The following is a 23,688-nucleotide window of genomic DNA, read 5'->3' as shown; positions in this document are numbered from 1 at the left end:
TTCCATTCATTTTATTGAGCATCTACTCGGCAATGACGTTAAGATGGAGGCAGAGAAATATTGCCTACAGCTATAAATTGAAAATTAAGAAATTAAGAAATTAAGGATTTAAGTACAGATGCGATCACCGTTAAACGCCCTTATGGTTCAAGGGACAACGTCAGATGCCGGGAAAAGTGTTTTGGTGGCAGGTTTATGCCGTGTTTTGGCAAGGAAAGGAATCAAAGTGGCACCTTTTAAGCCACAAAACATGGCGTTAAACAGTGCGGTGACAAAAGATGGCGGCGAAATTGGCCGCGCTCAAGCCGTTCAGGCGCAAGCTTGTAACATTGAACCCACTGTTCACATGAATCCGGTATTGCTAAAACCCAATTCAGATACTGGCGCACAAGTGATTCTGCAAGGCCGAGCGATCAGTAATATGGAAGCTACGGGTTATCATGATTACAAGAAAGTGGCGATGGATACGGTTATTGACTCATTTGACCGACTTTCTGAAGAATACGAAAGCGTGATGATTGAAGGTGCGGGCAGCCCAGCCGAAATCAATCTTCGCGAAAATGATATCGCTAACATGGGATTTGCCGAGAAAGCGGACATCCCAGTGATCATCGTTGCCGATATTGACCGTGGTGGCGTTTTTGCGCACCTCTACGGCACATTAGAGTTGTTATCTGAATCTGAACAAGCTCGCGTAAAAGGCTTTGTGATAAACCGCTTTAGAGGCGATATCGCGTTACTTCAATCTGGACTTGATTGGTTAGAAGAGAAAACCGGCAAGCCAGTAATTGGTGTATTGCCATATCTGCATGGTTTTAACCTAGAAGCGGAAGATGCCATTACCTCAGCCCAAGAGTCTGACGGAGAAGCTAAACTTAAAGTCGTGGTGCCAGTGCTAACCCGAATCAGCAACCATACGGACTTCGACGCGTTAAGACTTAATCCTTCCATTGATTTACGTTATGTCGGTAAAGGTGAACGTGTAAACAATGCAGATTTGATTATCTTGCCGGGTACAAAATCGGTAAGGGCAGATTTGGATTACCTAAAACAGCAAGGCTGGGATAAAGATATTCAGCGTCATTTACGCTTGGGCGGCAAAGTGATGGGTATTTGTGGTGGTTACCAGATGCTAGGAAATATCATCCACGATCCAGATGGCGTTGAAGGTGAGCCAGGAAGCAGCGAAGGGTTAGGATATCTGGATACTGAAACGACGCTAACACACCAGAAAACCTTAACAAACGTGCGCGGCACCATGACACTTGATGGCAAAACAGCACAAGTAAAAGGGTATGAGATCCACGTAGGTAGGACTGATGTCAAAGAAATAGCATTACCGGTTCAGTTAGAATCAGGCAGCCTTGATGGCGCTGTGAATCAAGATAACTCGATTTTTGGTACTTACCTGCATGGCGTATTCGATAACAGCGATGCGTTGTCGCTTATTTGCGAATGGGCAGGAGCCGACGATGTAACAGCGATTGACCATGAACAGCTTAAAGAGCTGGGTATCAATCGAATCGCTGATGCCATCGAAGAGCATTTAAATCTTGACTTGCTTTGGCCGGAATTAACCATTTAGGTCTGAATCTAAAAGCTTTAGTCTGACTTAAAAGCGATCTCAAGAACTGAAACGAACAATAGATAAGTGATCATAATGAAAAAGCGAGTCATCCTTTTAACCATCGCCTTAACTTCGGCATTGAGTTCTAGTCATCTTTTGGCTGCGGAAAAGCTACGAGTTTACGCTGCATCGTCGATGACGAATGCGGTTAACTTGTTGGTCGAAGAGTTTGAGAAAGATCATTCTGTCGATGTTATTCCAGTCTATGCGAGCACGTCATCTTTGGTACGCCAAATCGAAAGAGGCGCGCCAGCAGACATCTTTATCTCGGCAAACGAAAAATGGATGACGCATTTAGTCGATCGTCAATTGGTTTCTAGTGACAATGTCACAAACTTGTGCGAAAACGAACTGGTGCTGATTTCCCCGAAAGAGTCGCCAATATCGTTGGATCTCTCAAACGGTGACCAATGGGCTAAACTGCTAACGAATGAAAGACTTGCGGTTGGCAATACTATGTCGGTTCCTGCAGGTATCTATGCGAAAGAAGCGCTAGAAACGTTAGGTGTCTGGGACGATGTGAAGACTCGATTGGCACCAAGTAACAATGTTCGTATGGCACTGGCTTTGGTAGAGCGTAGTGAAGCTAAGCTTGGCATTGTCTACAAAACAGATGCGTTGCTTTCTAAAGAAGTGAACCTCGTATCGACGTTCCCATCAAATTTACATACGCCAATACGTTACCCTGTAGCGAAATTGAGCGATAAAGTCGTCGCAGAAGAGTTTTATACTTTCCTAAATAGCGAAAAAGCGAAGGACACCTTGAACAGTTTTGGATTTGAAGTGCGTTAAATGATGTATTTATCGGAATACGAATACCAAGCCTTAATGCTGAGCTTGAAAGTCGCTGGGTTTGCCATCTTGTGGCTTATTCCTATCGGCATAGGCTTGGCATGGTTGCTTGCTAAGAAACAATTTGTGGGCAAAAGCATTGTAGAAAGTATTGTCCATTTGCCTTTGGTGCTTCCACCTGTGGTCATCGGTTACTTGTTGCTAGTGATGATGGGCAGACAAGGCGTTATTGGCTCTTGGCTTAATGACGTGTTTGGTATCGTATTCAGTTTTAGCTGGAAGGGCGCGGCACTCGCGTGTGTTGTTGTCGCGCTGCCATTGATGGTTCGTTCTATTCGTCTGAGCCTAGAAACCGTAGACAGTAAACTGGAAGAGGCCGCGGCCACATTGGGCGCTTCACCTCTTCGTGTGTTTTTCACCATCACTTTACCCTTGATGATCCCTGGGATCATTACCGGCACCATGCTTTCATTCGCAAGAAGCCTAGGTGAGTTTGGTGCGACCATCAGCTTCGTTTCAAATATTCCCGGTGAAACTCAAACCATTCCATTGGCCATGTATACCTTTATTGAAACCCCTGGCGCGGAGATGGAAGCGGCGCGTTTGTGTGTCATTTCAATTGTGATAGCGCTTGGTTCATTAATGCTATCTGAGTGGCTCAACAAAAAGTCAGCAAAACGCTTGGGAGGGAACGCATGAGTGCTTTGATCCTTCAATATCAACAGCAGCTTGGTGAAACCTTTTTCGATATCGACTTAGAACTCCCTAGCAGCGGAATTACAGCGATTTTTGGTCGTTCTGGTGCGGGGAAAACCTCCCTTATCAATGCGATCAGTGGCCTTAAACAGCCAGACAAAGGCTTGATCAGCGTATCTGGAACCACTCTGTTTGATAGTCGCAATGGTATTAATTTGCCAACCCATAAACGCAATGTTGGTTATGTGTTCCAAGAATCGCGATTGTTCCCGCACATGAAAGTCGCGGCGAATCTTAAGTACGGCATGAAAGGTGCTGACAAAGCGCACTTTGAGCAAATAGTCTCGCTGTTGTCTTTGGACTCATTGCTTGATCGCTATCCAGCTCGCCTGTCTGGCGGTGAGAAGCAACGTGTGGCAATTGGACGTGCTTTGTTGTCTAAGCCGAGTATTTTGTTGATGGATGAGCCATTGGCCTCTCTCGACTTACCTCGTAAGCGTGAAGTGATGCCGTTTCTGGAAAACCTCTCTGAAACAGTGAATATTCCAATCATCTACGTGACGCACAGCCTTAATGAGATCTTACGCTTAGCGAATCACCTTGTGATCATAGAGCAAGGCAAAGTCATTTCGTCGGGTGTGACGGAAGAAGTGTGGGCATCGAGAGCCATGCAACCGTGGCAATCATTCTCAGAACAAAGTTCACTGTTTGAGGGGACGTTGGCTGAGCACAATGACGATTACGCGTTATCTCGACTGAAGCTTGGTAAATCGACATCGTTGTGGGTTCAGAAGGTGTCGAGCGACATTGGAGCTGCGGTAAGGTTACAAGTTAGGGCAAATGATGTCTCTATCACGCTAGAACAGCCGCAAGGCACTTCTATACGTAATATCCTGCCTGTGACCATTAAAAGCGTAGAGACGCACCAGCAAGGCTCAAACAAGCAGAGTGTTGCAGTAGAGCTGGAATTAGAGCCTGGTTGTTACTTGTGGGCCACCATAACCTTGTGGGCTCTGGACGAGTTGAGTTTGGAAATCGGTCAGCAAGTCTACGCTCAAATTAAAGGCGTGAGTGTCGCCCAGCGAGATATTGCCGTCACGCACTGATTCAGGCACGACCTTTGAGGCAATGAGTGAGATAAGTTCGATCATTGTCTTTTCTATGTTTACTGCTTTTCAGCGATGCTTACTGTTTGTCTGCGAATTTAACGTTTGCCAGCGATACTTACTGCTTGTCAGCGAGTGTAACGTTTGTCAGTGATGCTTGCTGCTTGCCAGCGAGTGTGATGCTTGTCTGCAATATGAATATTTGTCCGAGATATGAATATTGATCTTGATTCCATGAATGGATACATGCGTCATTTTTATACGGTATAACTGCCAGTTTTGAGCCACACTGTATGAGTGCAAAGTCATATTATTTGTGCAACGACGAAACACAACGACATATCGACGATTAAACAGATAAGTGACGAACAGAAAAAGCTGCAGGCACAAAAAAGCCGCATGTTTTAAATAACATACGGCTTAATCATTAAGTTTTCGTTAAGCATTCAACCTAAATTTAGGTGCGATGAATAGCTTAGCGGATGAAAACTTCTTTGAAATCACGCTTCAAGATAGCATCACGGCGCGCTTTCTTGATTTGCTTAGCCATGTCTTTTACACAGTTATGTAAAATTTGGTCAAGCAGTTGAGCTCGGTACTCTTCTTTTTCTTCATCAGACATGCCTTCTGGAAGTTTAAGAGTAGGGAACTCCTCCATCATGTTTACGCCAGCGAAAGCTTGGCTAACAGAGATTAGAGCGTGGAATTGCTCAAAGTTGTCCAAAACATTTTGTGCGCTTACTGGAAGGCTGCTCCAAGTTTCACGCACTGCTTCTTCAGACACCTCATGAATAGAAGTAACCATGTTGTGCATCTCTTTAGGCACTTCATCAAATTCGATAACTTGGCGAAGCTCTGGTGAGATAGTGGTTAAATCGATTTCTTGTACTTCGTTGTTTGTAGCGTCTGACATAGTATTTCTCTTTAAAAAGAAACAATGCTAAAAAAATCTGTAAAAAAGTCAATATAATATAGAGATTAGGGCATGATTTAAGCCCAAATTTGAGCTACTTTGAATATTCAACACTAGATAAAGGTGATGTGATGATAGAAAAGGGATCTTCGATGCGCATATTGCTGGTTGATGACGTTCAACTAGACAGGATGCAACTCGCTATTCGACTCAAGCAATTGGGTCATGTTGTAGAAGCTGTTGGTAGCGGAAAAGAAGCCCTGAATGTTTATTCTGATTTTGATCCTGAACTCGTGTTACTTGATATTAGCATGCCAGACATGGATGGATTTGAAGTGGCTAATGAGGTTCGTGGCCAATTCCCAGAATGGGTTCCCATCATCTTTTTGAGTGGTCATGAAGAACCGGAGATGATTGCGAAAGCGATTGATGCTGGTGGTGATGATTATCTAATCAAACCGGTAAACAAAGTTGTTTTGAACTCTAAGTTGATTGCGATGCAGCGTATTGCGCACATGAGACGAGAGCTAAAACAGAGTACCGCCAAGCTCGAAGAACTGAATATTCTCCTGCAGCAACAAGCCAATGAAGATGGTCTGACTAAATTGTATAACCGTCGATATATGGATACTAAACTTGAAGAGAGCATTGCGTGGCACGGAAGACGTAATATACCCATGACTGTCATACTTCTTGATGTAGACTTCTTTAAGCCTTACAACGATAATTACGGTCATATTCAAGGGGATAAGTGTTTGCAAGGGCTTGCCAGTACCTTGAAGCAGCTTTTTGTGCGTGCGGGAGAGTTTGTCGGTCGCTATGGCGGTGAAGAGTTTGTTTTGATTCTTAGCGATACAGACAGTGAAGCCGCTAAGGTACATGCGACTCGAGTCAAAGAAGCTCTACATGAAATGAATTACGCCCATGATCACTCAACGGCTTCCGATAGAGTGACAGCGTCACAAGGTGTGCTCTCATTCGTGCCTGATGGGGGAGAATCTACCGCCTCTATTTACGAAAAGGTCGATCAAGCGCTTTACCAAGCGAAACAAAGTGGCAGAAATACCTTCATACAACGCAACATTTTGGAGCTTGCTCGTTAGTTGGTGAGCTCTTTGAAATATTTGAATTTATACTTTACTGGCGTTTGAGCTAGGAAGTACTTTAAGTGATAAGAGAAATGCCAGATTCAAAGTCATTTTATGTGACTAAAACATGCTGGACGCTAGCGGTTCCTCTATTTTTAACGGTAGTGCCAACCACCGCTAATGCCAACTCCGTGTCTGATCTTTTCAGAAAGGAACTAGAGCAAACCTTCGCAACAAGCGTTCTGCTCAATGATACTGACGTGTTTACGTTTGGTATTAATAACTTTGACCCAAACAAAGTTTTTCGTTTAGATAATGAAGAGATTGGTTCGAACGATTCGGTGAGTCGAAGAAAAGATATTGCTTCAATCAGCCTTCCGTACACATTCGAGCTTCCTGAATATATTGAAGATAACCATCAAGAAGTCACTCTACGGTTGTCGGCATTACGGATCGAGAAAGATGTTGAATATGCTTCAACAACAAAATCTGATTTGCAAAAAGAGTCGGTGGTTTCCGGTTATTTAGAGTATGCAAATGTTTCTCAATTAAGCGAATACTGGAGTTTTAAGTCTGCGATTGGCAATCACATATCTTATTACCGTAATGACTTTGAGTACCGCTCTTCATTACTTGAATCGGTTAAAGACCAATTGGATGGTGTCTACCTCAATACTGATGCTTGGGCATACATTATTGAACCTAAGATCAAACTGACCTTTGAAGATCGGAGTAACTGGGGTAAATATAAGCTTAGTACCAGTTGGCATTACTTTAATGGTGTCGGTTGGGGCGAAGCCAATAACGGCGATATTGGTCACCCTGAAGGTTGGTATATCGCCAATGAAGCCAAGATTTTCTATGATCTGGTTCGTTGGGATAAAAACATCACATCGATGTACTCAAGTATAAGAAGAATTGATATAGGTGGTGACACCGTGGCTTCTATGGGGACAACATCTTACTACGAGGGCAGCGTAGGTTGGTTGCTTAACCCAAACCTGTTTAATGACTGGGTCGATAATGTGGGAATAGGGTTTACGATCAATTACGGAAGCAGTTTGAAAGGCGGGAGCTTGGTTATTTTCTTTAACCAAGATTAAGCTCCCTCTAGTCTAGCTATCGACACTTACGTTTAGCTATTAACACACAGCTTGTTTCGGCCGGTTTCTTTCGCTTTGTAGAGTGCCTTGTCAGCAAGCTTCAATACTTCTTCAGGATGCTTGGTGGTTGTACTATCAGACAGCCCAATACTCACCGTCACATTCACCACTTCCGATGGTTTCCCGTTCTGACCACGATTTTTGATACCCACTTCATGGTCATCAGGACGCTCGTGGCTATTACGAATGGTCATGTCGTAGTTTTGGATCTCTGAAATCAGAACTTGAAGGTGCTCTTTAGCCTGTTCCTTGTATTTGCCTTTAAAAATAATCGTGAACTCTTCTCCACCATAGCGATACGCTTTCGCACCACCGGTGGTTTCTCTAAGAATACGAGCCACCAGTTTCAGCACATCGTCGCCAATGTCATGGCCATAGGTATCGTTAAATGTCTTGAAGTGGTCGATATCAACCATCGCCATCGAATATTTACGGCCTAAGTGCTTCATATCGACTTCTAAGGCGTGTCGACCTGGGATGTTAGTCAGTTGGTCATTAAAAGCCATATCGTGGCTAGCAGACATCACATAGACGATGATCAGCGTGCCTGATAAGGAGAACATAGTGCTAGAGATGTACTGCACGTCAAAGAAGATGAACGTACAAGAGGACAGCAAGATAGTGCTATAAACGACAACATCAATAGAACGGTTGTACACCAGCACTAGAATGGCTGTCAGTCCAAGCAAGCAAAGGCTATACAACACCAAAACAAAAGGCAGTTTGGAGAAGTCTCTAACAATGAACAGTAGGCCTTCACTCCATGATTCAAAACCGCCAGCATGGAAATGAGAAACGATCAATTGCGCCCAAACCATAAACAGCACGAGAACGATGGCGTAGAGGAGCATCGACTTTGAATTGACACCGTTATCTGGGAAGGCATACACCAATAAGCAAGTGACCGGTACTAATGCCGCAAGTAACGACAGCTCTAATAAGGTGGTTCCGGTGTTCAAAGGAGTTTGTAAGCGAACTTGGATGATCAGATAGGCTACTAGCATGGTTAATGACACCATGGCCATGCGTCCTTGTCTGAATGTATGGCATAGCAAAACGGCAACGCTCAATAAGATATATGGAAGGTTGCTAGCAAACCCTAGGTTTGAATCCGTCACGAGAATGACGTTGTTCATACCAGCGAATAAAATTGCCAATAAAAATAGAGGGAAGCAAAATCGAAACATGCTCGACGTTACAAAAGAAGATGCCATTTACGTGGTGAGCCTAATTATACTGATGATCTTGTAATTTAATTTTATACGTAGGATACGGTTAAACAAGCGAATGCCAAGCATTTTGCTTAAATCAGAGCAAAAACATAGTCATAGGTCGCTAATGGTGCAACCATTTTTATATGTATTTGAATTGCTATTAACCATAGAACCAACTACACAGTATATATGAGAAATTAATTAGTCGTTATAGTTAGTTAACATGCAGTTAGTAAATCTGTAGTAATGAGTAGGGTATAGTAAGGTAACAATATGTAGGTCGTTGCCAATCAGGCTAGAACTCGATCTGTCGTGATAGCTACAAATGGAGGTGTGGTATGCAAATTAGTGTTGATGTTCACAACTATATGGAAACTCTGGTGGGTCAGGTTTTGGCTACCGAGGAATATGTGTCTAGTTATAACAACGAACAGTTGGCTGATCTCGCGTGTTTGGCTTTAGGTCAACTTAAGCCCATCTATATTCGTTTCGATATCGATTTTCTTTCGGCATTGCCAGAAGACAAATTGGTACTCTATAAACGAAATAGTGAGATCGCGGTCAAGAATGCTGAAAGTATGATTATTGACGATAGAAGACGCGAACGTGACGACAATGTGCCCGTTATATTTAGTCAACACAATTTTGATGATGACGTAGAATTGCAATGGTATGAAAAGCCATTGTTGAACCGTAAACAGTCGTGATAGTTTAGGGTTAATACGGTCATTTAAGGAGTAAAAAACGTGGGATTCTTTTCTAGATTATTTGGTGGCAAAGAAAAAACCGAACAAAAAGTAGAGATTGAGCCAGTCGAATATAAAGGTTTCAATATCTATCAAGATGCCATTGCAGAATCTGGTCAATACCGTGTTGCTGGGCGAATCGAGAAAGAATTCGACGGTGAAATCAAAACTCATCGTTTTATTCGTTCAGATGTTGTTTCAAACAAACAAGATGCCGATGAATTGATGCTCAAAAAATCGCAGATGTTCATCGACCAAATGGGCGACAATATATTTAGCTAACCAAATAGGGTTAGAATTGATGTTGGTCATAATTTAGAGAGCTTTCAGTGTATATGCTGAAAGCTCTTTTTAGTTTTAGGGACAAAGAACAGCTAGTAAGTTGTTATTTAAAGGATTATTTGCAAGTGGTTTGACCTCTTAGTTCGAGACGGTCGTCATTTCTTCAAATGAAGCGCTCAAATTCCATCCAAATCGTTATAAGTAATAACTTTTCCTGTTCTTTGAACAAAACGCTTGAAGTATTAGTTGTCGTTAGATACAAACGAATAAGTCATTCGTGCCAATAGTCAAGGAATAGCTATGCAAATTGGTGTACCAAGAGAAACACTCGCAGGTGAAACGCGAGTCGCTGCTTCGCCGAAATCGGTAGAACAGCTTCTAAAATTAGGGTTTGAAGTTTGTGTTGAATCACAAGCAGGTGCGTTAGCAAGTTTTGAAGATGCAGCTTATGAACAAGCTGGAGCAAAAGTTGTTACCGCAGATGAAGCTTGGAAATCCGATATTATCTTTAAAGTTAACGCTCCGATCGTTGACGAGTCTAAAAACGAAATCGATCTACTTAAAGATGGCGCAACATTGGTCAGCTTTATTTGGCCTGCTCAAAATCCTGAATTAATGGAACAATTGTCTACTCGTAGCATCAACGTGATGGCGATGGATTCTGTTCCACGAATTTCGAGAGCTCAGGCGCTAGATGCATTGAGTTCTATGGCAAACATTGCCGGTTATCGTGCCGTTGTTGAAGCCGCGCATGAGTTTGGTCGATTCTTCACGGGTCAAATTACGGCGGCAGGTAAAGTTCCACCAGCGAAAGTATTGGTTGCTGGTGCGGGTGTTGCTGGCCTAGCGGCGATTGGCGCTGCAGGTAGCTTGGGTGCGATCGTTCGTTCATTCGATGTTCGTCCTGAAGTAAAAGAGCAAGTCGAATCTATGGGCGCTGAATTCTTGGAAGTCGATTTCAAGGAAGATACCAGCGCGGGTGATGGCTACGCAAAAGAGATGTCTGAAGCATTCAACAAGAAAGCGGAAGAGCTTTATGCGGCTCAAGCAAAAGACGTCGATATCATTATTACAACGGCACTTATCCCAGGTCGCCCGGCACCTAAGCTGATTACCAAAGAGATGGTAGACAGTATGAGTGCAGGTAGCGTAATTGTGGACCTTGCCGCTGCGAATGGCGGTAACTGTGAATACACGGTTGCAGACCAAGTGATCACAACCGCTAATGGCGTGAAAGTGGTAGGTTACACCGATATGGTTGGTCGACTGCCGACTCAATCATCTCAGCTATACGCGACTAACTTAGTTAACCTGCTGAAACTGCTTTGCAAAGAGAAAGATGGCAACATCAATATCGACTTTGAAGATGTCGTCTTACGTGGTGTAACGGTGGTTAAAGAGGGCGAAGTGACTTGGCCAGCTCCACCAATTCAAGTTTCTGCTCAACCACAACAAGCTAAGCCTAAAGCGGTGAGACCTGAACCAAAAGTTCAAGAACCTGTCTCTCCAATTAAAAAAGCGGCGGGTATGGCAGTTGCTGTAGGTGCTTTTGCTTGGATAGCTTCGGTTGCTCCTGCTGCGTTCTTATCTCACTTTACCGTTTTTGTTCTCGCTTGTGTGGTGGGTTATTACGTAGTTTGGAATGTAAGCCATTCACTGCATACACCTCTGATGTCCGTAACTAACGCGATTTCAGGGATCATTGTAGTAGGCGCACTGTTACAAATAGGACAAGGAAGTGGCGTCGTCACATTCTTATCATTTATTGCCGTATTAATTGCAAGTATCAATATCTTTGGTGGCTTTACCGTGACCAAACGTATGCTTGAAATGTTCCGTAAAGACTAAGGAGTAACAGATGTCTGAAGGATTAGTACAAGCAGCTTATATTGTTGCTGCTGTATTCTTTATAATGAGCTTGGCCGGGTTATCGAAACAGGAATCTGCACGTGCAGGTAACTATTACGGTATCACGGGTATGGCAATCGCGTTGATCGCGACGATCTTTGGCCCTCATTCTGCTGGAATTGTGTGGATCATCATTGCGATGGTGATCGGTGGTGGTATTGGTATCCACTTCGCGAAGAAAGTAGAAATGACCGAAATGCCAGAGCTGGTGGCAATTCTGCACAGCTTCGTAGGTATGGCGGCGGTACTTGTTGGTTACAACAGCTACATTGATGCACCAGAAGCGGCAACACATGCAGAGCACGTTATCCACTTAGTGGAAGTGTTCCTAGGCGTGTTTATCGGTGCGGTAACCTTCACCGGTTCTATTGTTGCATTTGGTAAGCTTCGCGGCGTTATCTCTTCGTCAGCACTGAACATTCCTCATAAGCATAAGTGGAACCTAGCGGCTATCGTTGCTTCTACATTGCTCATGATCATGTTCGTTAAAGCTGATGGCAGCATGTTCGCATTAATGGTGATGACTCTTATCGCATTCGCATTCGGTTACCACCTAGTGGCATCGATTGGCGGCGCAGATATGCCAGTGGTTGTTTCTATGCTGAACTCGTACTCTGGTTGGGCAGCAGCGGCAGCAGGTTTCATGCTTGCGAACGATCTGCTTATCGTAACGGGTGCGTTGGTAGGTTCGTCAGGTGCGATTCTGTCTTACATCATGTGTAAGGCGATGAACCGTTCGTTCATTAGTGTTATCGCTGGTGGATTCGGCCAAGACGTGGTTGTGTCTGATGGCGATGAAGAGCAGGGTGAACACCGCGAAACATCAGCTGAAGATGTGGCAGACATGCTGAAAAACTCAAAGTCAGTCATCATCACTCCAGGGTACGGCATGGCAGTAGCTCAAGCTCAATACCCAGTGCATGAAATCACTGACAAGCTAAGAGCGCAGGGCATCAAAGTTCGATTTGGTATCCACCCAGTGGCTGGTAGGTTACCGGGTCACATGAATGTACTGCTTGCTGAAGCAAAAGTGCCTTACGATATCGTTCTTGAAATGGACGAAATCAATGATGACTTCGATGAGACAGATACTGTATTGGTTATTGGTGCAAATGACACCGTGAACCCTGCAGCACTTGAAGATCCAAACAGCCCAATTGCTGGTATGCCAGTACTTGAAGTTTGGAATGCTCAGAATGTTATCGTATTCAAGCGTTCGATGAACACAGGTTACGCCGGTGTGCAAAACCCACTGTTCTTCAAAGAGAATACGCAGATGCTGTTTGGTGATGCTAAACAGAGCTGTTTAGGCATTCTAGAACATCTATAGAAAGCACTTTCTAATCTCTTGCTAAGAAGTTTTTTAAGAAAATTTCCAAGAGTTTACTAAGAAGTTTTTTAAGAAGATTTCCAAGAGTTTACTAATAGTTTTCTAAGCACAATGTAATAACCAGACTAGGAGCTCATTTGAGCTCCTTTTTTTGATCCTCAGAACGTGTTTTAACCAAAATCCACAACAAACAGGGCAAGAAAACCCATTCGAATGATGGCTGGATTCATCAATCAGCTAGCGAGTACGCCTGTGCAACACAATCCTAATATGATGGGATTTATCGCTATAACTCACCATTCCCACTGTTTTTCATGCGGTTAAAAATTTATCTTTGATAGCGAATGGTATATATTTGTTTGATCTATATGAATTTGCGTTGGTTTGTGATCATCAAAAGAACATTTACTCTTCTTATCGCTACGTTATCTGTGTCTGCAAACGCGCTTGCTGACTCTTTACCTGAGCGTATCGATAATTTCACCAAACTCTTTGATCATGAAACCGCAATCGAATCTTATGATATTCGATTGTTGCAGGCCGATTATCCAACACGTTTGATCATGCCGTCTTCTATGCTGCCACAAACCGCAGAGTACCCATTAAAAGACATACAACGCTTATACCAGTTATCAAAAACGTGTAGCGGGAAATTACCGTTAAGCCCGTTGATCACCGAGCCTTTGGTCTTTACTCGTGCAATGTGTAAAGGAACCAAGCTTTCTGATCGTTGGTTCAGCCGTAGTGGCTTAATTCACCCTGGTGGTGGTTCCTATGCGGCGCGATACGTAGAGAAGTATCCTGACAAGTTCGATTCTTTGAAACGCTTTATGCATATTCAAGAGCGTCCAAACACTGAACATGATGAACTGTTATCTCGTTTACAAAACATGGACAGTGAGGCCATCACGGCACTGTTAGCTGGTGCGAGCATGTTTGTCGAGCTTGACGAAATGTGGGTAAAACGCGGCGACAGATATTACCTATACAAAGAATCAGACTGGAATGAAAACGCGACACTTTCTGGATTATCGTTCAGTTTATCTTCAGAAGGCAAAAGCTGTTTTGTTCAGCGCGGTAATGTATGTTGGGAAATAGAAGATCATTCAGAGCTTCTGCAAGTCGCCATGTTTATCTTGGCGCTCGCCAACATCATGCTTGTTTTGGGGTGGGCAGTTTACCGTTGGAACAGTAAGAAACAAGAGATGAAGAGCCGCATGCTGGTGCTTCAAATCCTAACGCACGAATTAAGAACGCCGATTGCAAGTTTGTCATTGACGGTTGAAGGGTTCAGACGCGAGTTCGAACACTTACCTGAATCGGTATATGATGAGTTTCGTAGGCTGTGTGAAGATACTCGCCGTTTAAGACAGTTGGCAGAAGCAAGTAAAGACTATTTGCAATCAGACAACCAACCGCTCGCAACAGAGTGGGTACCAAGCGTTGAAGAGTGGCTTCAATACAAAGTTGAAGAAGAATTTGCACCGGGTATTGAACTCCGTGTAAACAAAGACATTGCTGCAAAAATAAACGTATATTGGTTAGGAACGTGCATCGACAACCTGATCAGAAACGCCGTTAAATACGGTGTCGCACCAGTGATACTAGAACTGAATACTTCTGACAAGAAGCTGACATTCAAAGTTATAGATAATGGAGACTTGTCCCGCAAAGATTGGGGGCAACTAAGAAAGCCATTCGTAAGTAAGAGTGGACTCGGTTTAGGTCTGACGATAGTGGAATCTATGGTCGGAAAAATGGGCGGTCACATGACGCTTATCGGCCCCCCAACAACATTTATTTTGGAGATACCTTGTGAAACAGACATTGCTTCTCGTTGAAGATGATAAAAATTTAGCTGACGGTTTATTAGTTAGCCTTGAGCAAGCTGGATATGAATGTTTGCATGCAGAACTAATCTCTGAAGTTGAAGGCTACTGGGAACAAGCGGACCTAGTGATTCTAGACCGTCAACTTCCTGATGGTGACTCAGTAGATTCACTTCCAGGTTGGAAGAAAAAGAAAGACATCCCAGTTATTTTGCTAACGGCTCTCGTCACAGTAAAAGACAAAGTTGCGGGCCTAGACTCAGGTGCAAACGACTACCTAACTAAGCCTTTTGCTGAAGCTGAATTGTTTGCTCGAATTCGCGCGCAGTTACGCCTGCCTGATTCTGAAGATCAAGACGCATCAAAAGTGATGGCTCAAAATCTGGTTATCGATAAAGCGACACGTGAAGTGTTTTTCAATGAACTGGAAGTCACGTTAACGCGTACTGAGTTCGACCTACTGCTATTTTTGGCAAGCAACCTTGGCCGTGTATTCACTCGTGATGAGCTGCTTGACCATGTATGGGGTTACAACCATTTCCCAACAACACGTACCGTAGACACGCACGTTCTGCAACTAAGACAGAAACTGCCGGGTCTAGAAATCGAAACGCTGCGTGGCGTTGGTTACAAGATGAAAGCGTAATGAAAAAAGCCTTACTTCCACTATTAATGTTGTCTTGCGTGGTGAATACCGCGCAAGCTGCAGATTGGTTTAAGAGTAGCGATACTCTAACTCAAGTTCATAAACACCTGTTGGATAATGACTTACCTCAGATGTTTGATTCACTAGTGGAAGTTTGGCAAATCAACTCTTCTCAATCACGAGAAGACCACCTCAATGAGCTGTTCGATCAAGCATTGAACAAAGATTGTGGTAAAACCCTCACCAGAAAAACACTCCCAGATTGGATCAGTTCAGTCGTCGTTAAAAGACACATCATTCAGAGCCCTGGCCGAGATACTTTTCGCGTATCGATTGATGTTGAATCCGAAAACAACATTCAAGATATTACCTTCGAGAAGTGGGTCGATAAGATCGTTTCATCGGACAGTGAGCTAACCAAAGACAGTGAAGTGGTAAACAACGCATCGGTGAGCCTATACCGCAAGCGTTACAATTTAGCATCTCAACTTGAATCAGGCCTGTATCGTTTAAGTGTGAAAGGCGATGGCGGTAATTCATGGAGTACTTGGATTATTCTTGGTGACGTTGCTTTTCGTCAGCAGGTTCGTTGGGCATCAAAAGACACGTGGCGCATTGATAAAAAAGAACTGTTGAATCCTTATTGTCCACTTCCTAAGCTCGAAATTGGTTTGTACGATTACGTCGATGAACACTATGAGCAGGTGTGGGGCAAGAGCTATGAATCTGATTATCCAATGAACCTCACTGGCGAAGAACTTCCAAATGATCGCTATGTTTTGGCGGTTTCAATGGTGCATTCACGCTGGCAAGGTGACATAGCGATAGAACAAGCACAAACTATCAGCAAAACTTATGATATTTCTAGCGAAGAAGAGTTAAAGTAATTTAGAATTGAGCCGTTAACTATGTAAGGGATCTAACAAAGATAAACGGCATGAAAAATACGACTAAACTACTCGCAGCATCAATTGCATTCGCCAGTCTTCCTCTTTCAGCAGCAAACTACGCCATTGAAGCGCGTGGTGATGCGATGGGTGGTGTTGGTGTTGTTTCAGCAAACTTCCTAACCGCTCCATTCTATAACCCAGCACTTGTTGCCATTTATCGTCGTAATGATGATATGGGAATGATCACGCCAAGTTTTGGTGGTGGCTATAACGACCCCAACGACATGAAATCGAACATCGATAGTGTTGTTGATGCATCAAACACCGCAGAACTCGATGCGGCGCTGAACAAATTGGATGGCAACCAAGCCAATGTTGAACTGGGTGGTGTAGTCGCCTTCGCACTTCCTAATCAATTTGTCGCGGCAAACCTTTTCGCTAAAGCCTACACAGAATCATTTGCGACACCTAACGTTTACACGACAGGTTCAGATGCAGATAAAGTGGAACTGTCTACCGTTGAAGCTGTTTCAATCGGTGTCGCAGAAGTCGGCCTATCTTTAGCAAAATACCAAACCTTTATGGGCCAACACATCTCATTTGGTATCACACCTAAAATCCAACGTATTTACACGTACAACTATGTTGCATCGGTTGATGATTACGATTTATCTGATGTAAGAGAAAACAGTGACGGTGAAACGGCATTTAACATGGATGCAGGTGCGCTTTGGTTCTTCGGCCCATTCCGAGTGGGTGTTGCAGCAACTAACTTAATCTCTCGAGACATCGAAACCAAAGATACGACGAGAACGCTAAACAGCAGCACAAGTAGTGCGACACACCAAGTTGGCGGTAAATACACTTACCAACTTGAACCGGTATACACAGTGGGTGCCGGCATTGTATCGGATTACTTTTCTTTCAGTGTTGATTACGACCTAAACGAGACTGAGAAGTTTACTTCGTTTGCTGATAACGAACAGATGATTCGTGTTGGTACTGAAGTCGATCTTCTGCGTCAGCTTAAGTTAAGGGGAGGGTACTACAAGAACCTGGCTTACTCTGATTCGGAAGGAACAGTCACAGCCGGTATTGGTATCTCGCCACTCAACTTGTTCCAGTTGGATCTAAGTGCAAACTACACAAACGAAAATGCAATGGGTGCTTCAATCAATTTCCTTGCTAGTTACTAACAGTCCTTATATAGTGCTGCTCCTAAATAAAGGAGCAGAGCATGCTAAACGACTTACCAACCCTTTCTCACGAAGAACAACAGAAAGCTGTTGAACGAATTCAAGAAATGATGACTCAGGGTATCAGCACAGGACAAGCGATCAAAATTGTTGCTGAGCAAATTCGTGAAGAAATGAGTAATAAAGAAGAGTAGGGCATCAGCCCTTCTTTTTTGAAACCTTAATGCACTATAACTAAATATATTACCCTCTAGTATATTATCTCGTACATCCCAACTCTTTAGTTACCCTAAATCCCAATCTACCAAAAACCATTAAATACCTTATATTCAGCAAGTTACGTCGGAGTAATCCACTTTTCAAGCTTTCCTTGGCTTTGGGGTGTAATTAAATTACAGCAAGATCTGAAAGTAAAACAATCGCCATTTTAGGTGTCAGTATTTGTGTCACCACGTCTAAGTGGTTAAATATATGGCGTTTTTTAAGGCTAGTGACGTTGTGACTTCTATTTTTAGTGGGTACGAGTGCATGAATGTTCAGAAGCAGACAAATGAGGATTTCATCTAAGAACAGCGCGAGATAAGTAGCGACGGTAATGTATCAAACCGATACCGCGAGTGACTTACCACTGGTTAGAGCGCGCTTTACTAGCCAAATACGCGTCTTTAAGAACAAGTGCTTAGAAGCTTAGAGGCGTACGGAAGAGCTGTTTATAGAGCGATTCAGGAACGATACGTATCAACCTGAGAATGATATTGATGGTGCTATTGCAGATGGTGTTATAGCCGATGGCGAGAGCGCGCTTATAGGCATACGAATCGATTAGAATGCTGATGAGACAACAAAGCTTATGAGCTTGTTTGGTCAGCGGTTAAAAATTTAATGGATGCTTAAGTGGAGAGTAGATATCGACAGGGTATTAATGGCGTGTTGATTGAGTAGTGGCTGAGAGTTGAATGTGTAGCTGCAGTCCAGTCTAGCGAGCGTTAATCAAACGTAACGACTTGGTTTCGTCCGTTGTCTTTCGCTTGGTAGAGCGCTTTGTCTGCACGTTTGATGGCAGTACGTATCGATTCATGCTCCTTAAGCTGCGTTACTCCAGTCGAAGCCGTTACTTTAAGCGCTTTAGGCCAAGGGCTTTGGTCCATTGCTAGGTAAAAATTATCGATAGATTCGTTACACTGTAGCGCAGTTTGTTCCAGGCAAACGAGTAGAAACTCCTCACCACCCCAGCGATAAAGCAAGTACTGCTCACCAAGGCTCTCGTTCGCCGTTGCGACAAACTGAATAAGTACTTTGTCACCCACTTCATGGCCATGTTGATCATTGATCTGCTTAAAATGGTCTAAATCAAACAACGCGATGTGAATGGTTTTTCCTTGTTGCACCAGCCATTCGAAATTATAGAAGGTATCTAACGCTTCGGTTCGGTTTCTACATCCGGTCAACGGATCGGTTGTTGCCTTTACCTTTAGCTCTTCAATTTCTTGGGTTAAATAGCGTTGTTGCTCTGCTGCGCGCGTTTTGCTTCGCTGTGCGATATGTAATGCACAACCCACATAATAGATGGCGTACGTCACCCATAATCCAATTAGGAGTTCGCCTAACAAAGCTTTGCTGATTATTTTACCGTGGAAAACAATGCTCGAGATCTTAATTGAATGGTGCCCATCAAGCGTGCTGGCTCCGAGCCCGAGCTGAACAGACACCGCGTTTGTAATGTCTACCGCGCTACTAGTAATAGGTTGGTTGTAATGGTCAATCCACCAAAAAGGGACGTTGAAGTAGCCCAAATCAATGTGGCTTGCATCTGGTAACGAGAAGTCTAAGCGATTGAACTTGTTCGACATAGCATCGCCTTTCACGCTGTAATTCTTGTCGTAATTACGAATGTAGAAGCGAAACCTTGGGTCTTCTTGGCCTTGGTAATCCATATTAATGGTGACCGAATCGAACGTAGAGAGATCGAGCCCTTTACCTTGTGTCGATATAACGAATTCAATTTCACAGAAGGGTAAGCTATAGGTCCGTTCAAAGTCACACTGTAACTCAATTCCATCTTCTAACTTATGTAATGAGCCTACGGTGCCACCATCGTGGTCTCTGTCTGTGTTAACGCGTGTAGGGTATTTGTCGGGTGTAATAACGTAGCTCTTATTCATGAGCGTATTAAAAGAGATCAACGACACTAGCGTGATTGCTAGGCAAAAAATCGAAAGGAATATGTTGAGTTTTCGGAATGCTTTGTCGCTCATGATACTAACCCGTACACGTGATTCGAATGTAATGCGCAATGCCTTAGAGTTGGCGCAATCGAAGATTCTATTTGAGTATTACCCTAGGTGGAATCGGTATACCTAAAACTAACGCAGAGCTCAGGTTATACAGTAAAGAGGTTCATTTAACCAAATGGAAGTTTAAAATCTGAACGCAGAGCCTTGATTCTGAATGTTATTTGCTCAATAAGTACGGTTTTTACGGGGGTAACAATTCAACTGTATATTTATACAGTTAAATTTAAAGCGGCTCGGTTTGTTGTAATCAGAGTGGTGTGTGCAAGTTTTATGGCTTGCTGTAATAACGAGTCACGAGGCAATTGTTACTGTTCATCAATTAAAGTGGAGGGTAGTTATGTTGCAGTGTCACTTTTAAACTCAATTTTATCGAAACACTTTGTTAGCTATTTAATCTTTCGTAGCACTCATCTTGTCTTTCATTCCCAATTACGCGCCATATGTCGAACAAGGCTTCAATGCACTGCAGAGCATCCCTAACCCTTATTGGTTTGTAGTGGGTGCTGTTGTGGTTGATATGCTAGGCATGCGGATACCTACTTGAATACTACGCATCTCGATGGAAAACAAAGTGATGGCGTTCCTTGATGCGTTAATCATCAATCTTATTACAGGTTGAATCTCAAGCCTTGGCACGATTGCAGCTTTGAAAACGGACATCAACTGGATAAAGCGAATGCAAAAAGGCCAAGAGCAACGGATACGAAAACTGGAGATTCCGAATGAAAGGACACAAGTGCAAAGGCCGCCGACCAAACGGCCAGCTAATGAAAGGTTATACGCTCAGAAACGGGCGAGTGGTTAGGGCGAATACCACAAGAAAGCGCTACAATAAACGGCGATAAAGTAACCAATACTAAGAGCTGCTTTTTATCAAAGTGGCTCTTTTTTTATACGTTATATAAGAGCTTGCAACCTTAGCATCTAGTTTTATATGCAAGGTTTTAAATCACTGTTATAAATAGGGTTAATGGGTATAATTGCCTTCCTAAAACCAGACTAGGAGAAAATTTGTATGCGAATGCAGAATTTTTTCTTTTTAGTGGTTCTTGTTTTTTAGGAGTAGTCAATGAGTATTGGAAAGTTAGAAGGTTATAGTATTCCAGCTTTTAGCGGTAAGGTTTCAAAGGACATTGCTCATACGTACGTGGTTGCAAGTAATGGGAACCGTTGGGGATGTTTTGGGACAGCTACTGGTGGTGACCACCTTGAGCAAGGAATAGGTGATCTAGTTGTTGCAGAAAAGATAGCGGGCTTTAGGTCATGGGCTGGATTAGTGTACGGAATAACGGGCGTATGTCATCAAGCGTCGAACCGAATTCTTTCTCCTAGTGAAGTAACTGTTCGCAGAGCTGGAGGTTACTTTTTATCAGTGTCGAGTTTCGGAGAGTATGGTGTAGGAGATGTCAGTTGGTCTAAACGACAAGCAAAAAGCGGGCAATCTTTTAGCAGTACGTACAACTCAGGGACTTCGAGCTTACTGAATTCCTTAGAGCGGCATCAACATAACCTACACACATACCAAATGAACCCGCAGGCTTCATTAGAAGCTGTTTCCTATGACCCTCAGGACCGAAGAAAAGAAAAGATTTTTGGAAAAATAGCTCGTAAATGGCAACTGGTTGCTATCGAATCCGCGATCGATTACGTCAAAGGCAATATGGGAATAATGCAATATGCAAATAGTATAAATGACGAGGCAACACAGTTCATCCATAGCACTGTTGGTATTCTAGGCCATTCGTCAACAGAGCGTATTATGAATATGGAATTTACAGAGGAGACCAAGTTCAAGCTAATTGAATCGTCAAAAATGGATGTTCAGAACTAATATACAGTCGTTAAGTTTACGGTGGAGTAGCTAACATATTTATCGATCTGTTAGCTACCTAGATAAAATTTTTAGGAGTTGGTGGGTTATGCCAAAAAATAAAAATACGCGAAAAAAGAAACCCTCGAAAAGCGGTAAGAATAGAACAGCTCTGTTGGACCATAAAAAAGTCGGATCTGAGTTGCAACCCAGTTTTGCACAGTTAGGAGATAAAGTTACTTTTTCTTCATGGTCAAATGAACGTCTTCCTGAAATGTTGTGGGCTGCGATTATTCGGGTTATTCAGGACCAAGATTTTGCAATTGCTGAATTCAGAAGAGTGATTAGCTTTGTCTCGAACCATGCGAATAAAGAAAGTTTATCCGATCTCTCTATTACTGGCATTTCAAAGTTAGATGAAGGGCTACGTAATGAGTTTTTGGATTTTCTATTGTCGAACCCTAAAACCGCTTCAGCCTTAACTGTTTTGAAATTATTTAAAGACTTGCCTGCAAAGGAGTCTTGGTTGAAATTTTTACCTCATACCGAGCCAGAAATTAATGTATTGATGGCTGCGATTGGTATGTGTTTACCTCATCAATCACAAGAAGCTACGGACTGTCGTTGGCTAAAGTTAATGCTGATGGTTGTATCTGGTAAATGTCGTGCACCACAAGAAATGGTCGAAACATGGGTTAACTATCCGTACGAAGGAGATCAACGTAGCATTCGTCCATCCATCCGTTCATGTGAAATGGCCTTCAACCCAATGGTTGAGCAAGATTTGACTTGGTCAAATAAATTTTGGGCAGAGTCATGGGAAAATACTCCATGTTTGGAGTTGACTCCTGAAAGTAACACTAATTCGAAGACTTGCTGTTGCAATTTAGAAGAAATTCATAAGCTTAGAGATGAATTGGAAAAGCACTGGGGAGACACTCACTCTACAACGGGAGTTGATGCTAAACATGATGGTGTTTTTGGTATAGCGTTTTACGCGCTATCGGTATTGAGTGAAATCGTATCGATTGGTGTTAGCACTGGCATTCTAGCAAGGTTGGGGCTACGAACGATTTTAGAAACACATATTAGTCTAAGATACCTGATTCAAAAAAATGACGATCAACTTTGGACCAAATGGCGAACCTATGGCGCAGGTCAAGCAAAGCTAAACGCATTAAAGTTTGACGAACTCGTAGAGCCACCAAAATTTATTAATACTGAGACGCTAGAATCTATTGCTGGCGAGGACTTGTGGGAAGAATTCATTAATATAGAACTTGGAAGTTGGAGTGGGGCTGACTTAAGAAAATTGAGCGAGAAAGCGGGGTTAAAGTCTGCTTATGACCAATACTACTCCTGGTCTTCTACATATTCTCATGGAACTTGGGGGGCTATTAGGGAGGTATGCTTTAATACATGTGGTAATCCACTGCACCGTTTACATCGATACCCTAAAGAGTCGATCCTGCCTGATACTGTTCAAGATGCGTGTATTTTAGTAAACGAAATATTAAATGACTTAAGTGTTGCTTACCCATCATTCGGTCCGCGCTTGTTAGAAGAAGATAGCTAACCGACTGTTAAAAATGATTCGCAATGTGTGGAGGCCTTGCCATGCATTGCGTATAAAACCTTACTATACGAACTATTGAGGTTGTGGAGCGTGGAAATGAAAATCGAACAAAAACAAGAAGGTATATATCCTTTAAATATAGAACTTCCGTCTTTGAAGTCCCTGTTTATAGAAATGTACTTCGGTGAACAACTGTTAAGTACTGGCACTGCTACTTTGATTTCGAACTCACAGGAATCTCACTGTGCCTTAGTAACCAATAGACACAATGTAACTGGCAGACACCAAGAAACGGGGGAGTGTCTAAGCTCTACTTTAGGTGTCCCGGATAACATTGTCATTCATTTTCACTGTCCAGGGGAAAATATTGGTGATTGGATTAAAATCAAGCTTCCGTTGTATCGGAAGGATGGTGCTCCTTTTTGGGTTGAACATCCTAGGTTAGGTGAAAAAGCAGATATCGTCGCTCTAAATTTAAATTGGGGTAGTGATGTGCTTAAAATTCCATATTATCTTAAATTAGACCTCGATCGGGTTGGTATGGTGGTTAGTCCTGCTGAACGGCTTTGTTGCGTAATTCAG

At 43.0% G+C, this 23,688-nt stretch carries 21 protein-coding genes and 1 pseudogene; 19 read left to right on the top strand and 3 right to left on the bottom strand.

Annotated elements, in window-relative coordinates; genetic code table 11:
- Positions 1 to 118 precede the first annotated feature (118 nt).
- The 4 genes from AACT19_RS20060 to modC all read left to right on the top strand — a co-directional run bounded on the left by AACT19_RS20060 (position 119) and on the right by modC (position 4,221).
- The gene (locus tag AACT19_RS20060; protein ID WP_076648423.1) at positions 119 to 1,585 is read left to right on the top strand and encodes a cobyric acid synthase; all 1,467 of its coding nucleotides are present in this window, start codon (positions 119 to 121) and stop codon (positions 1,583 to 1,585) included.
- Positions 1,586 to 1,660: 75 nt separating this feature from the next.
- Complete coding sequence (gene modA / locus AACT19_RS20055; protein WP_054543074.1) at positions 1,661 to 2,419, top strand: molybdate ABC transporter substrate-binding protein; 759 nt, start codon at positions 1,661 to 1,663, stop codon at positions 2,417 to 2,419.
- The gene (gene modB / locus AACT19_RS20050) at positions 2,420 to 3,118 is read left to right on the top strand and encodes a molybdate ABC transporter permease subunit (RefSeq protein WP_004731040.1); all 699 of its coding nucleotides are present in this window, start codon (positions 2,420 to 2,422) and stop codon (positions 3,116 to 3,118) included.
- Entirely contained in the window at positions 3,115 to 4,221 is a 1,107-nt protein-coding gene (gene modC, locus AACT19_RS20045) for a molybdenum ABC transporter ATP-binding protein ModC (protein WP_004731038.1), read from the top strand. Before modB ends, modC begins: the two co-directional genes overlap by 4 nt.
- Before the next feature lie 475 nt (positions 4,222 to 4,696).
- Here the strand turns inward: modC and AACT19_RS20040 are convergent, their stop codons facing one another.
- A complete protein-coding gene (locus AACT19_RS20040; RefSeq protein ID WP_076648421.1) occupies positions 4,697 to 5,134 on the bottom strand; it encodes a DUF3069 domain-containing protein in 438 nt (145 codons plus the stop codon).
- A gap of 131 nt (positions 5,135 to 5,265) precedes the next feature.
- On the opposite strand from AACT19_RS20040, the gene AACT19_RS20035 reads away from it, so the two are divergent.
- Together AACT19_RS20035 and AACT19_RS20030 are read left to right on the top strand one after the other, a co-directional pair.
- Positions 5,266 to 6,237 carry a diguanylate cyclase domain-containing protein gene (locus tag AACT19_RS20035; RefSeq protein ID WP_017087061.1) on the top strand — a complete coding sequence of 324 codons (972 nt, stop codon included), beginning with the start codon at positions 5,266 to 5,268 and terminating at the stop codon, positions 6,235 to 6,237.
- Positions 6,238 to 6,314: 77 nt separating this feature from the next.
- Complete coding sequence (locus AACT19_RS20030) at positions 6,315 to 7,325, top strand: Solitary outer membrane autotransporter beta-barrel domain (RefSeq protein WP_076648419.1); 1,011 nt, start codon at positions 6,315 to 6,317, stop codon at positions 7,323 to 7,325.
- A gap of 32 nt (positions 7,326 to 7,357) precedes the next feature.
- Here AACT19_RS20030 and AACT19_RS20025 read toward each other — a convergent pair whose 3' ends face one another.
- Positions 7,358 to 8,599: a GGDEF domain-containing protein gene (locus tag AACT19_RS20025; protein WP_076648417.1), complete on the bottom strand. Its 1,242-nt coding sequence runs from the start codon at positions 8,597 to 8,599 to the stop codon at positions 7,358 to 7,360.
- Between the two features lie 338 nt (positions 8,600 to 8,937).
- Here AACT19_RS20025 and AACT19_RS20020 point away from each other — a divergent pair, with 338 nt between their 5' ends.
- From AACT19_RS20020 to AACT19_RS19980, 9 genes are all read left to right on the top strand, one after another.
- Complete coding sequence (locus tag AACT19_RS20020) at positions 8,938 to 9,306, top strand: late competence development ComFB family protein (RefSeq protein WP_004731025.1); 369 nt, start codon at positions 8,938 to 8,940, stop codon at positions 9,304 to 9,306.
- A gap of 39 nt (positions 9,307 to 9,345) precedes the next feature.
- Positions 9,346 to 9,627: an HlyU family transcriptional regulator gene (locus AACT19_RS20015; RefSeq protein ID WP_004731023.1), complete on the top strand. Its 282-nt coding sequence runs from the start codon at positions 9,346 to 9,348 to the stop codon at positions 9,625 to 9,627.
- 300 nt (positions 9,628 to 9,927) lie between these two features.
- The gene (gene pntA / locus AACT19_RS20010) at positions 9,928 to 11,475 is read left to right on the top strand and encodes a Re/Si-specific NAD(P)(+) transhydrogenase subunit alpha (protein WP_076648415.1); all 1,548 of its coding nucleotides are present in this window, start codon (positions 9,928 to 9,930) and stop codon (positions 11,473 to 11,475) included.
- Positions 11,476 to 11,485: 10 nt separating this feature from the next.
- Positions 11,486 to 12,865 carry a Re/Si-specific NAD(P)(+) transhydrogenase subunit beta gene (pntB, locus tag AACT19_RS20005; RefSeq protein WP_017079246.1) on the top strand — a complete coding sequence of 460 codons (1,380 nt, stop codon included), beginning with the start codon at positions 11,486 to 11,488 and terminating at the stop codon, positions 12,863 to 12,865.
- Between the two features lie 368 nt (positions 12,866 to 13,233).
- On the top strand, positions 13,234 to 14,706 hold the full coding sequence (gene vxrA, locus AACT19_RS20000) for a sensor histidine kinase VxrA (protein ID WP_076648413.1): 1,473 nt from the start codon (positions 13,234 to 13,236) through the stop codon (positions 14,704 to 14,706).
- Positions 14,681 to 15,340: a response regulator transcription factor VxrB gene (gene vxrB, locus AACT19_RS19995; protein WP_019351050.1), complete on the top strand. Its 660-nt coding sequence runs from the start codon at positions 14,681 to 14,683 to the stop codon at positions 15,338 to 15,340. The genes vxrA and vxrB overlap by 26 nt, the downstream gene beginning before the upstream one ends.
- On the top strand, positions 15,340 to 16,227 hold the full coding sequence (locus AACT19_RS19990) for a DUF2861 family protein (RefSeq protein WP_017082176.1): 888 nt from the start codon (positions 15,340 to 15,342) through the stop codon (positions 16,225 to 16,227). Before vxrB ends, AACT19_RS19990 begins: the two co-directional genes overlap by 1 nt.
- Positions 16,228 to 16,277: 50 nt before the next feature.
- Positions 16,278 to 17,426, top strand: a complete 1,149-nt coding sequence (locus tag AACT19_RS19985) for a conjugal transfer protein TraF (RefSeq protein WP_076648411.1) — start codon at positions 16,278 to 16,280, stop codon at positions 17,424 to 17,426.
- A 41-nt stretch (positions 17,427 to 17,467) separates the two neighbouring features.
- The gene (locus tag AACT19_RS19980; RefSeq protein ID WP_017073513.1) at positions 17,468 to 17,620 is read left to right on the top strand and encodes a YoaH family protein; all 153 of its coding nucleotides are present in this window, start codon (positions 17,468 to 17,470) and stop codon (positions 17,618 to 17,620) included.
- A 792-nt stretch (positions 17,621 to 18,412) separates the two neighbouring features.
- On the opposite strand, the gene AACT19_RS19975 is transcribed toward AACT19_RS19980, so the two are convergent.
- Positions 18,413 to 19,720, bottom strand: a complete 1,308-nt coding sequence (locus AACT19_RS19975) for a GGDEF domain-containing protein (RefSeq protein ID WP_076648409.1) — start codon at positions 19,718 to 19,720, stop codon at positions 18,413 to 18,415.
- 619 nt (positions 19,721 to 20,339) lie between these two features.
- On the opposite strand from AACT19_RS19975, the gene AACT19_RS19965 reads away from it, so the two are divergent.
- From AACT19_RS19965 to AACT19_RS19950, 4 genes and pseudogenes are all read left to right on the top strand, one after another.
- Entirely contained in the window at positions 20,340 to 20,525 is a 186-nt protein-coding gene (locus tag AACT19_RS19965) for a hypothetical protein (RefSeq protein WP_339373548.1), read from the top strand.
- A 264-nt stretch (positions 20,526 to 20,789) separates the two neighbouring features.
- A complete protein-coding gene (locus AACT19_RS19960) occupies positions 20,790 to 21,551 on the top strand; it encodes a hypothetical protein (protein WP_076648407.1) in 762 nt (253 codons plus the stop codon).
- Between the two features lie 88 nt (positions 21,552 to 21,639).
- Positions 21,640 to 23,106: a DUF5677 domain-containing protein gene (locus AACT19_RS19955; protein WP_076648405.1), complete on the top strand. Its 1,467-nt coding sequence runs from the start codon at positions 21,640 to 21,642 to the stop codon at positions 23,104 to 23,106.
- Between the two features lie 96 nt (positions 23,107 to 23,202).
- Positions 23,203 to 23,688: pseudogene (locus AACT19_RS19950) on the top strand (serine protease); the annotation flags it as partial.

Source organism: Vibrio sp. 10N.222.47.A9 (assembly GCF_963872585.1).
In the GTDB taxonomy this organism is placed as follows: Bacteria; Pseudomonadota; Gammaproteobacteria; order Enterobacterales; family Vibrionaceae; genus Vibrio; species Vibrio splendidus.
Note: the sequence above shows the minus strand (reverse complement) of the source record. Positions and strands in the feature narration are given on the sequence as shown.